The organism is Flavobacterium sp. K77 (genome assembly GCF_021608205.1).
GTDB classification, from domain to species: Bacteria; Bacteroidota; Bacteroidia; order Flavobacteriales; family Flavobacteriaceae; genus Flavobacterium; species Flavobacterium turcicum.
In genome coordinates this window covers 1,148,625-1,161,237 of the sequence record NZ_JAKIHO010000001.1, presented here as the reverse complement: position 1 = coordinate 1,161,237, position 12,613 = coordinate 1,148,625, and the positions used below count along the sequence as shown (strand labels likewise).

7 protein-coding genes are annotated in these 12,613 nt (G+C 34.4%); 1 reads left to right on the top strand and 6 read right to left on the bottom strand.

From position 1 onward, the window contains the following. Nucleotides 1–173 precede the first annotated feature (173 nt). On the bottom strand, nucleotides 174–2,975 hold the full coding sequence (locus L1S34_RS05130) for a helix-turn-helix and ligand-binding sensor domain-containing protein (protein ID WP_305070425.1): 2,802 nt from the start codon (nucleotides 2,973–2,975) through the stop codon (nucleotides 174–176). Nucleotides 2,976–3,157: 182 nt separating this feature from the next. Between L1S34_RS05130 and uvrA the strand changes: the two genes are divergently transcribed. Beyond that, nucleotides 3,158–5,941, top strand: a complete 2,784-nt coding sequence (uvrA, locus tag L1S34_RS05125; RefSeq protein WP_236363086.1) for an excinuclease ABC subunit UvrA — start codon at nucleotides 3,158–3,160, stop codon at nucleotides 5,939–5,941. Nucleotides 5,942–6,000: 59 nt separating this feature from the next. On the opposite strand, the gene L1S34_RS05120 is transcribed toward uvrA, so the two are convergent. The 5 genes from L1S34_RS05120 to L1S34_RS05100 form a co-directional block, all read right to left on the bottom strand. Then, nucleotides 6,001–6,762: a hypothetical protein gene (locus tag L1S34_RS05120; RefSeq protein ID WP_236363085.1), complete on the bottom strand. Its 762-nt coding sequence runs from the start codon at nucleotides 6,760–6,762 to the stop codon at nucleotides 6,001–6,003. Between the two features lie 38 nt (nucleotides 6,763–6,800). After that, nucleotides 6,801–7,109 (bottom strand): hypothetical protein, encoded by a 309-nt coding sequence (locus tag L1S34_RS05115; RefSeq protein ID WP_205729861.1) that lies wholly within the window; start codon nucleotides 7,107–7,109, stop codon nucleotides 6,801–6,803. Nucleotides 7,110–7,271: 162 nt separating this feature from the next. After that, nucleotides 7,272–8,741, bottom strand: a complete 1,470-nt coding sequence (locus L1S34_RS05110) for a lipopolysaccharide biosynthesis protein (RefSeq protein WP_236363084.1) — start codon at nucleotides 8,739–8,741, stop codon at nucleotides 7,272–7,274. 40 nt (nucleotides 8,742–8,781) lie between these two features. Further along, nucleotides 8,782–10,071, bottom strand: a complete 1,290-nt coding sequence (locus tag L1S34_RS05105) for a glycosyltransferase family 4 protein (protein WP_236363083.1) — start codon at nucleotides 10,069–10,071, stop codon at nucleotides 8,782–8,784. A gap of 90 nt (nucleotides 10,072–10,161) precedes the next feature. Continuing rightward, nucleotides 10,162–12,579 (bottom strand): YfhO family protein, encoded by a 2,418-nt coding sequence (locus tag L1S34_RS05100; protein WP_236363082.1) that lies wholly within the window; start codon nucleotides 12,577–12,579, stop codon nucleotides 10,162–10,164. Between the last annotated feature and the right edge of the window lie 34 nt (nucleotides 12,580–12,613).

The window sequence follows — 12,613 nt, the reverse complement described above, 5'->3', positions numbered from 1 at the left end:
TCAACAAAAAACATACAATGCAAAAAAACATCTAATTAATTTAGAATCTCCAAACATACATTGAAAAGCGAGCCTTTTTACAGAAAAATATCCCCCACAAAAATGTTAAACCATCCAACAATAACGTTAATGTTGTGGTGATGTATAGGTAATATCCATTAAATTCGACTTACCTATACAGCTAAAATATACTCAACAAGTCCTTGTTCATGTGATAATCCCATCTTTTTACGCAAACGATATCTTTTAATTTCGACACTTCGAACAGAGATGTTTAACAATGGAGCAACTTCCTTAGACGAAAGATTCAATCGTAAGTAAGCGCACAAGCGTAAATCGTTTGGAGTTAAATTTGGATGTGCGTCTTTTACTTTCTTCAAGAAATCTTTATCAGCATTATCAAAAGCTTCTTTAAAAACGCTCCAACTATCGCCTTCAGAAATGTTTTTATTGATTGTAGAAATAACAGATTTAATGCTTTTACTTCCCTCTTCGGAAGTTTTCTTTAAATCTTCTTTTATAAAAGCGAGCAATTCGTTTTTACTGTTTAAACTCATGGTTGACACCGCTAGTTCCCTGTTTTTGGTATCTACATCGCGAGAAAGCTGTTCGTTGCGCACGCGCATGAGTTCTTGTTCATTTTCTAACTCTTTAATCTCCAACAAAAGATTATTTTCTTCAATTAACTTAAGCTCTTTCTCTTGGTAATATTTTTTGTATGCTTTGTGGATGAATCTAGCTGAAATGACAAAGAGAACGAAATAAATCAGCAAAGCAAGGTTAGTTAAATACCAAGGTTTTTTTACCGTAAAACTATAACTTACACCCTCATCAAGCGTTCCATTAGCATATTTGGCACGTACTTTTAAAACATAATCACCTGGTGGTAAATTTTTAAAATTAATAGACGTTTTAGAATTCCATTCGCTCCACTCTTCTTGAAAACCTGTCAGAAGATATTGAAATTCTGTATTGATGTACTTATTGTACTCCGGAACGGTGTAATTTATCGTAATGTTGTTTTCATCATATTTAAAAAGACCTTTGCCCTGAATTTCTTGATTTTTATTAGCCTCGTTCTGTTTGTTGATTGTAACTGATGTAATAGCAACTTTGTAGTTTTTAAAAGTCAAATCATTCAGATTTAAAATGTAGTAACCGTCTGTTGTTCCTATTAAATAATTTGCATTAGAAATTTGAGTTATGTTTTCATATCCTAACATCGAATTGGTTAAAAATGCAGGTATTGGAATTACATTTTGTTTTAGTTGACTACTTAATTTGCCAATTGAAAAATAGTGGATGTAATTTTTAGAAAAAAGCCAGATTTTGTTCGACTCGTCTACAATTAACTTACCTGAGGTGTATTCGTCTTTGGCAAATACATTACTTAACAAACTGTCTTTAGCAAATTGATTGGTTGCTACATTCAATTTATATATCCCTTGCTTGTTAGCGTAATAAATAGCATTATTAAATTGCGTTAAACTGGCATGTTTGCCTTTGCTCGGAGATTGATACGTGTATAAAGATGTAATTTTGCTCCAGTTAGCGTCCACGTTTAAGCGATAGACTCCTTTATATTCGTGGCTTATAAAAATTTGATTTTTCGCTGTAGCTTCAAAATATTTTGAAGAATTATTAAAGCCCGCGATTTTGTTTTTAAAACGCCAACCAGAAGCAGTTTTTTGTAGCACTGAAATTCCGTAATAATTTCCTTGAAGCAAGAGGCCCTTTTGGTTAGGAACAGACTCAAATTTCCATGTTCCTGAGGCCGAAAAAATAGATTGAGCTACTCCTTTATCAACAACAAAAGTACCTGAGTCATGGCCACAAAATAAAGTATTATCAAAAGTGAATAACGACCATACTTGCCCCTTAGTCCCTGGAATGAACTTAAAAGAATCATTACCACCATATTTCTTGTAAAACAAACCTTGGTTGGTACCAATGTACAGGATTCCTTTGTACAATTTTGAAGCGTAAACTGTTCCTAAAGTACCCGTATCGTCTACATAATTTTGAACAGGAGATTGCAAGTTGATACAATTGATACCGTTATCGAGGCCAACCCATAAATTTTTATCATCATCCTCAAATAATGAAAGTGCAGTATTGTTACTTAATCCTTTGTTTTGAGTGATATGATATTGAAATCGACCAGTAGAACTAATAATGTAAATTCCGTTAGACACTGTTCCTAGTGCAAAACTTCCATCAGAAAGCCGTTGACTACTATACACGCTACTGGCCGCCAATTCAGCATCTACTTCGGTGCTAAACTTAGTTACGGTATTTCCAACCAGCTTGTAAAAACCATTTAGCTGCGTTTGAATCAGCAAACCATCCGCATCTGAAAAAAGATTTACAATTTTATTATTCTGTAAAATCGGACTGTTCGAAACCAAACGAGCTTTGCCATTCTCTATTTCAAACAAACCTTGATTAACTGTTTGAAAAAAGATGCCGTTCTTGGTCCAAAATGACTTCGAAATCGTATTTTTAGGACTAATAATCTTAAAACTATTTAATTTTGAGTCGTAAATATAAATCCTGTTTAACGATTGAAAAACAACCCAATGCTCGTATTGCAAGATGTTCCAAAACTGTTCGTCATCTAAAATTTTTGATTTTATCTTTTTACTTAACGAATTGTACTTCAATTTTCCGTTCGCTTGCCTTGACCAAAAGCCAAATTCCATGTAACAACCAGTGTAAACTTTATTGCCTATCACTTTAACCGAACGTAAAATTGTTTCGTTTGGCGAAGGATACAACTCCCAACTAGCGCCATTATATTCAAGTAAACCCTCATTGTTTGCAAAAAAAACAAAATGATTTTCATCTTGCGCAATCATCCAGTTTTGATTTCCCGCACCATAAGTTGCCGAGTTATACTTTACAATAGGTGGCAATTCCTGCGAAAATGCAACAGAATAACAAAATAGAATTAGGAAGTAAATAGGTGTTTTCAAGGTTCAAAAGTTTATTTTTTCAAAAGTAAATCTAAAAATAGTATTTATTACACATATCAGCCTCATAAAATTGGGATGACGTATTAAACCTGTCAGAATACCTGTTTTAAATATTATTTGTGAGTTGTTCACGCTCAAATCTCTGTTCAAAAATGCTTACTTTTGTAAAAATTATCATTTGTATGCAAATTGACCTTTCTCAGCTAGATCCAAAGAAAAATATTATTATCAAAGGAGCTCAAGTTCACAATTTAAAAAATGTGGATGTGGCCATACCGCGTAATAAATTAGTTGTAATAACGGGACTTTCAGGCTCAGGAAAATCTAGTTTGGCATTTGATACGCTTTATGCAGAAGGACAGCGCAGATATGTAGAAAGTTTATCATCGTATGCACGTCAATTTCTCGGTCGTTTAGACAAACCAAAAGTAGAATATATCAAAGGTATAGCTCCTGCAATTGCGATTGAGCAAAAAGTGAATACTACAAACGCGAGATCAACAGTTGGTACATCAACCGAGATTTATGATTATATGAAATTGTTGTACGCTCGTATTGGTCGTACATTTTCACCAATTTCTGGTCAAGAGGTTAAAAAAAACACTGTTACTGATGTTGTAAACGAAGTAAAATCGCTTCCATTAGACAGTAAATGGCTACTCCTTGCCCCGATTCATCTCGAAGAAGGCAGACTTCTCAAAGACAAGTTAAATGTACTTCTGCAGCAAGGTTTCGCAAGGATTTTGGTGGACAACGAAATGGTTCGACTTGATGAATTACCAGATAATTTAGATAAAAAAACGATCTTTTTAATTGTTGACCGAATTGTAGTCAAAGACGAAGAAGAATTCTTAAACCGATTGGCTGATGCAGTTCAGACTGCCTTTTTTGAAGGGAAAGGAATTTGTTATTTGCAAGACTTAACCGGCGATAAAAAGTACTCTTTCTCAAACAATTTTGAGTTAGATGGCATTGCTTTTTTAGAGCCCAATGTACATCTATTCAGCTTCAATAATCCATATGGAGCTTGTCCGGTGTGCGAAGGCTACGGAAACATTATTGGTGTAGATGCTGAATTAGTTGTGCCTAACACTACCTTATCCGTTTTTGAAAACGCTATTTATCCGTGGCGAGGTGAAAGTATGGGATGGTACAGAGATGAATTGGTTAATAAAGCCTATAAATTTGATTTCCCTATTCACAAACCTTATTACCAATTGAGCGACGAGCAAAAAGAGTTGTTGTGGACTGGAAATTCTTATTTTGTTGGTTTGAATGCCTATTTTAAAGAATTAGAAGAGAAAAATTATAAAATACAAAACCGAGTAATGCTTTCGCGTTACAGAGGTAAAACAAAATGTACGGCATGTAAAGGCAAACGCCTTCGTGTGGAGGCTTCTTACGTTAAAATTAACGGCAAAACTGTTTCTGACTTAGTTGACCTTCCAATTAAGCATTTAGTTACCTTTTTTAAAGACATTCAACTAGATACTTATGAGCAACAAATTGCTAAACGATTGCTAGTTGAAATCAATAATCGATTGTCATTTTTAACACAAGTAGGTCTCGATTATTTGACTTTAAACCGAAACTCGGCCACGTTATCAGGCGGTGAGTCGCAGCGAATCAACTTAGCAACTTCTCTAGGTAGTAGCTTGGTAGGATCCATGTATATCTTGGACGAACCTAGTATTGGTTTACACCCAAAAGATACCGAACGATTGATTCAGGTATTGCTTTCATTGCGTGATTTAGGTAACACCGTAATTGTAGTAGAGCACGACGAGGACATCATGAAAGCTTCTGATATGATTATTGATATTGGTCCCCAAGCAGGAACATTAGGTGGAAATTTGGTGGCGCAAGGTACTTATCCAGAAATTCTGAAAGCCGATTCGCTTACAGCCAAATACCTGAACGGAGATTTAGCCATTGAAGTGCCTAAAAAAAGAAGGTTGTTTAAAAATCATATCGAAATAAAAGGAGCTCGAGAAAATAATTTACAAAATATAGATGTTACTTTTCCATTAGATGTTCTAACTGTTATTACTGGAGTTTCAGGAAGTGGAAAAAGTACCTTGATAAAAAAGATTTTGTTTCCTGCCATGCAAAAAAAGCTGGAAAATGTAGGAGACAAAGCAGGACAATTTAGCGAAATGACAGGTTCTTTTTCGCAAATAAAACACATTGAATATGTAGACCAAAACCCAATTGGTCGCAGTTCACGGTCAAATCCTGTTACTTATATCAAAGCATATGATGATATTAGAGATTTGTACGCTCGAGAAAAACTCTCTAAACTGAGAGCATACCAAGCCAAACATTTCTCGTTCAATGTGGATGGCGGACGCTGCGAGACTTGCAAGGGAGAAGGCAGTATTAATGTAGAAATGGTTTTCATGGCAGACGTACAATTACCTTGCGAAACTTGCCAAGGGAAACGCTTTAAAAAGGAAGTGCTAGAAGTAACTTTTGAAGGCAAAAACATCCATGAAATATTGAGTTTAACCATAGATGATGCTCTTGCCTTTTTTGCCGCTCACAAACAAACTAAAATCACTCAAAAACTACAGCCATTACAGGATGTAGGTTTGGGTTACGTACAATTAGGACAGTCCTCTTCTACCCTTTCTGGTGGTGAGGCACAGCGAATCAAATTAGCTTCATTTTTAGTCAAAGGAGCCACAAAAGATAAAGCTTTGTTTGTGTTTGATGAACCAACTACAGGATTGCATTTTCATGATATTAAAAAGCTCCTAGCCTCATTTGACGCATTAATTGACAAAGGACATTCTATAATTGTAATTGAGCACAATTTGGATTTAATTAAGTGCGCCGATTGGATTATTGATTTGGGTCCAGAAGGAGGCGAAAATGGCGGCCAATTGCTCGCCGTTGGTACGCCGGAACAAATTGTAAAAAACAAAAAATCAATTACTGCAAGTTATTTGAAAGCAGTTTTATAAAAGCAAAAAGCCGATTCTTATCCAGAATCGGCTTATTTTTATTCATATACTTTCTTTGCTTAAAATCGGTAACCGAAACTCAAACCGCTACGTATTCCGCCCCAAGGACCACTAACTTTAATGGTTGCACCACGAGCGGTAACTGTTGAAGTCACATCAGATAAAGGCAACTCAATATCGTCTAATTGGTTGCGCAATTCATTTTGCTCAAAAGCATTCAAATCACGATTTGTAACACCTTGAAAATTTCCATCAGAAGTTCCATAATGAGGTCCCACAATCCACCAATCTAAAATAAAATGCTTGCCTAAGTTAAATTGTGCTCCCAATTGTAACCCGAATGAATTGGCAGTTAATTTACCTCCAACAGCCAGATTTTCTTGTGTAGCTCCAACTTGACTTGTATCAAACGTAAAATTTATATTTGAAATATCATACTTCACATTTCTGTAAAAAGGAGCAATGTAAAATCCTTTTCCGTATCCTTTTCCAAGATAAAATCGAACCTCAGGAGTTATCGCTGTATAGCCTAAAGTAGCATTTTCAAAAATCCCTTGTGTATCTTGATTATCAGATGCGAATTCATTAATTGTTTTTTGGAATGGTAAGGCACCTGAGGGAATAAAACTGTAACCTAATACAATTCCGATTCGTTTTGAAACACTTCTTTCGTATTGAAGTTGAATGTTTTTGAATGCCAAACTTGTCAAACTAATTTTAAAATTGTTTTTCGGTATTACAATTGAGTCATTTTTTGTTTGTGCAACAACTGGCGCAATGGCCAAAAGTAGCAATGCTACTAAAAGGATACTTTTTTTCATAGGTTTGGGGTTGTTTATGGACCCAAAAATAGTATTTTTTACGCCATGTAGCAATTTTCTTCAAAAATATTACCGTCCTCATCAATCGCAATAATAATCTCCCGCGGCTTCGCGCTTACTCTTGCATGATACAGCCAAACAAATGACCATAACCCCAATGTAATACAACATAATACAAAATTAAATAAGTGATCAATTTGTTGTTTTTCTCTGCGTAGAACAATGTAAGGCAATTTGTCATTTTGTTCTAAAATAACAAAACCATCTGCAATCTTATTTTTTAAGGTAAAATAGAAATTCTTTTTTTGAACTTCTGAAACGTCTTGAAGTATAATTTCTGATTCCATACTTGGTTGTAATTTTTTTTGATTTGCTAAAAATTAACTCCGCAAATTTACCTCCAAAATGCAGGACTGGCAATACCAACTTTAGGTGATATTTACACCATAAAAAGAAGTGCTTTATTACAAAACCGACTTTAGAACGAAAAACGTAATTAGTTACCTGTACTAAGAACGAATTTTCAACTTAACTAGAACCATATCAATAGCATTGTTAATCTCGGGAGAAATAACTAGTTTATAGTTAACACCTATGTAAACAACTGTAATTAATATCGATTTTAACATGATATTTAAAATTGGCACAAATGAAAAGTCCCAAAAATAAAACAACAAAAATAGTAAGAGCGTAATTCCTAAGGAATACACAGTTTGTTTTGTAAATGGATACAAATGCATTCGTTTAACAACAAAAAGTAATTTAGCCAAACTATATAAAGTTATAGATAAAAGCGTAGCGACTGCAGTTCCTGTAATTGCAAATCTTGGTATAAAAAACATATTTAACCCAACTGTCAAAAAAACAAGCAATAATCCTAAAAACAAGACCATGCGATAGTATTTTGAATTGAAAATAATCGCATTATTATTTCCCAAAATCAAATCAAAATATTTAGATATACCAATCAAAAATACCACAAGAATTCCACCGCCATATTCTTTTGGAACCATAACATAAAGCTGATTGATGTTAACAAAAATACACAGCATTACAAAACCACCAACCACTTGCAGATTAATAGAAGTCTTTTTATACAAATCATTTAATTCATCATGCTTGTTCTCATGCATCAATTTAGCAGTTATTGGATAGGTGATCTGATGCATTGCACGACTAGGAACAGCAATCACTGAAGCAATGTAAGTAGCAACTGAATAATAGGCTATATTCTCAATTTTAATATACTGATTCAGCATAATCTTATCAATATCCAGTAACATAACTGCTACACTACCTGACAAAATAATGAAAAAAGTATACACTAAAACATCTTTCACATTTTGCGGAATAGAGTACTGGAACACAGGTTTTTTTATACGGAAAGCATAAAGCATGGTAATAATAAAAGCCAGAAAATAAATAATAGCAGTGACATAAATAAATTCAACAACAGAAATCCATCCGTAATAAACTCCAATCAAAGCAAATAAAGAAAATAATCTTAGGCCAACCTCTTTAACAAAATTGCCAAAAACTGAATGCATGTGTACTCTAGCCCAAGCATAAAAAATCTCGAAGTAAGCCATACTGAGGCCGATAAATGGAATAAGCCACAAATAGTCTTTAACAACAGGGTTTTCTTTACTCAAGTATAGCGAAATGGGTTCAAAAAAGAACAATCCTATCAATCCTAACGGAACACACAACAATAGAGGAATTAAAACAGTAAAAGATAAAAAACGAGAGCGTTCCTCCTCTGTTTCATATTGCGTATAAAACTTTACTAAAGTGTTTTGCATCCCAAAGGCTAACAAAGGCATAATAATATTTGCCCAAGAAAGTATGTAATTAGTTAGAGCATAAAATACAGTTCCTAAAAAAAATGGATATAAATAAAGTGTATTAATTGCACCGATACCAAAACCTACATAGGTAATTATTGTATTTTTTAAAGATTGATTAAGAACTATTCCCATTGTGATTTTGTGTAAAGTGTTTCTTGCCTTACTTTTATTTTTAAACCTTTTTTAATAAAATTGCTAGTTCTTGAGTTAAATTCTTACGTGAATATTGCTGTAAACCAACGGGATGCGATTGTAATTTCCCTTGCAAAAATTGGTTATAATAGTCCAAAATTACACTTTTCAACTTCACTTTATCTGAATATTCAAAAAACACTCCCGTATTAGTCTGCGTAATAATTTCGGCAAAATCAGAATCTTTCGGACCAATTGCGATTATTGGCCTGTTGGAAACCATATATTCAAATAATTTACCAGGAATAATACTTTTGGTGTCAACTGAATCTATTTCGATAAGCAGTAGTACTTGCGATTTGCGTTGGTGAGCAATAGCTTCTTTATGCGACACATAACCTAAGTTGTTCAAGTAGGAATTCAAGCCAACTCGCTCTATAGTTCCTAAAACCTCCTGACTTACAGCTCCGATAAGCTTTATTTCCAAATCTGATTTGAATGTGGCGTATTCTTCACATAATTCTACCAAACTTTCCCATAGTGCCAAAGGGTTACGTTCTGATAAAAATGAACCAATATGCGCCAATGAAAACTTACTATCCAAAACTTGTGCTGACACCTCTTCGCTGTCATAGCCATTGGTAATTACTGTGATTGGTTTTGAAGTGATCGCTTCAAACTCAGCTTTGGTAGTTTTGCTGGTAACCAAAATCGAATCAGCAGCATTTAGAACTTGTTTTTCTAATTTTTTGTGAGTCGATGCTGCAAAATTAGACAACCGTAATGCCTTATGATAACCAATAGTTGTCCAAGGATCTCTAAAATCAGCAATCCATTTCACAGCCAATCTTTTCTGTAATTCCAATCCAATAAGATGCAAACTGTGTGGCGGTCCGGATGTTACAATTGTATCAATTTGATGTTCTTTTAGGTACTGTTCTAAAAAGTTCACAGAGGGTTTTACCCAAAAAACGCGTGCATCTGGTATAAACAAATTACCTCGTATCCATAAAAAAGCTTTGTCTAGAAATGATTGCTTTTTTTGGTTAGGAATAATTCCCGAATTCATCTTTTTCGTTTTATTCTTAGATAAAAATGATGCCAATTGATAAGGTTCAAAAATCTTATTTCGAATAATAACAACCTCATTAGAAACTTCTTCTACCAATTGCTCATCAATGATGGGATAAGTTGGGTTTTCAGGAATATAAACAATTGGTTGTACACCGAACTCAGGTAAATATTTGACAAATTTTAACCAACGTTGCACTCCTGGTCCTCCTGCCGGCGGCCAATAATACGTGATAATAAGTACCTTTTTTTGAGACAAAATGTGTTTTTTTTTAAACTTTATACGCAACAACAAAATAAACAAGATTAGTTCAACAGTGTTATTGAAAATTCTAACGAAAATTTCGATTTATTGGTTTGCTGTTGCAATCTTTTTACGTTCAAAATAAATTCCTGCCACAATCAAAAGCAAGATAACAATAGAACTGATAAGCGTTATAGTACTCCCGGTTTTTACCACTTGAGGTTCGAATTTAAACTCGATAATGTGATTTCCTTTTGGAACCATTAGCCCACGTAAGGTATAATCTACTCGCAAATGATCAACTAATTTATTATCAATGTAGGCATTCCAACCATCGGCATAATACATCTCTGAGAAAACAGCCAAGCCATCGTTCGCATTCACAGATTTATACTTTAATGCATTCGGCTTATAACTCTCTAACGTAATACTAGCGCTACTATCTTTTGCGAAAGCCACTGTAGGAACTTGAAACTCCTTCTGGTTTACAATAGCTACTTCTTTAGAGTTTAAATTTGTCAACGCTTTCATTTCCTCATCAGGAGAATTTACTTTTTTAACTTGGCTCACAAACCAAGAATTTCCATTTGCATCTGGATTTGCAACAACAAAATCATTGTCTTTTTCATCCTTTTGAATCACGTAAACCACATTAAGCATATTGAGTACTTCAATATTATTTTTGGCTATTTGATAATCCAATAATTGCTGCATACGTCTTGGTCGTACCGCACTATAACCTCCAATTGATTTGTGGAAATAAGAAGTACGCGAACCCATAACATTTGCTACTTCAAATACTCGGAAATTGGCAGTATCCTTTAAAATCTGGCTATCAACTGCTGTTTCTTGAAATGGAACTTCTACTTCGTATTTACTAACAAAATCCTTAGCTGAAACGTATTTTTTATCTACAAAAAACAAGTCGAAAATCATAAAAAGTCCAACTAGAATAATTGCAGTACGTTGCACAAAAAAGTTTTTAATAAACAACCATAATACACCTGCAGCAACCAAAATAAAGAATCCAGATCGAAGCAAATCTGCAGTATACAAATTCATACGATCCTGCTTTAATGCAGTTATAAATTCAGGACCGAAATTTTTAACAAAAAGTGCATCCGATGGACCTGAGAAATTAAACATTCCTTTGCTCAAAAATAAAATAATGAGAATACCTGCACTTAAAATTGTTGTCTCATAAAGTGCTTTCCATTGCGCTTTTTTATCTGCTAAAAAGAAGGCTTGCAACCCCATAATTGCCAAAACAGGGAAACATAATTCTAAAACCACTTGAATCGATGAAACGGCTCTGAATTTATCGTACAAAGGAACGTAGGAGATAAAAAAGTCAGTGATTAGGCTAAAGTTCTTACCCCAAGAAAGAATTAATGCTACGGCAGCACCACATGCAAAAACGTATTTAATTTTTCGTTTATCAAGAAACAAAGCTAAAATGGCAAGAAAAAATACAATTGCGCCAATATAAGCTGGAGCAGCCACAATTGGTTGGTCGCCCCAATAAGTTGGCATGGCATCTACAAACTCTCGTACTTGATCTTCTCGAGCTCCTTGACCAATTAAATACTCGTAAACATTGCTATCTGTGCCTACTGCTTCACTATTTGATCCACCAAAAAGCCTTGGAGCAATTAAGTTAAAACTTTCTGTTATGCCGTAACTGTACTCGGTTATATACTCTTTCGACATAGCCGAAGTAGTTTCATTTTTACTGCCATCCGGATTATAAGTCAACTCGCTTTTACCACGAATACTATAATCGGTATATTCTTTAGTTGCTAAAAGACTTGTAGCGTTGGCCCCAAGAGACAATATTCCAGCAATCAAAAGCACTCCAAAAGCGATACCTAAACCTTTGTAATCTATTGACTTGATAAATTGATAGGAATAAAAAGCAACTACGAATAATAACAAAAACAACAAATAATACGTCATTTGGAAATGGTTCGCATTGATTTCTAAAGCCGTAGCAATCAATGTTAATAATCCACCCAAGATGTACCTTTTTTGAAAAACTAGTATAAAACCAGCTACAACTAGCGGCATATAGGCAATGGCGTGCGCTTTGGCATTATGTCCAACACCCAGAATTACGATTAAATATGTAGACAAACCAAAAGCTAAAGCACCAAAGAATGCTTTAAGCGGATCTACCTTCAGCACTAACATCAATCCGTAAAAACCTAGGAAATATAAAAATAAATAATCGGCAGGACGCGGTAAAAAACGCAAAATATCATCTAAAACTCCCACGTAATCATGCGGATATTGTGCTCCTAATTGGTAAGTTGGCATACCACCAAAAGCAGAATTAGTCCAATACGGTTCTATATTTTCAGCCGCTCTGAAGTCGTTTTGCTCCTTTGCCATTCCGGTATATTGAACAATATCCGACTGAAATATCTGTTTACCTTGTAAAACAGGGTAAAAATAAAGAACAGAGACCAAAACGAATCCCAGTAAAGCAAGAGCGTGCGGATAGAACTTTTGTACTTTTTTCAATGTAAAAAGAATTTGAATTAAATAAATCTAATGC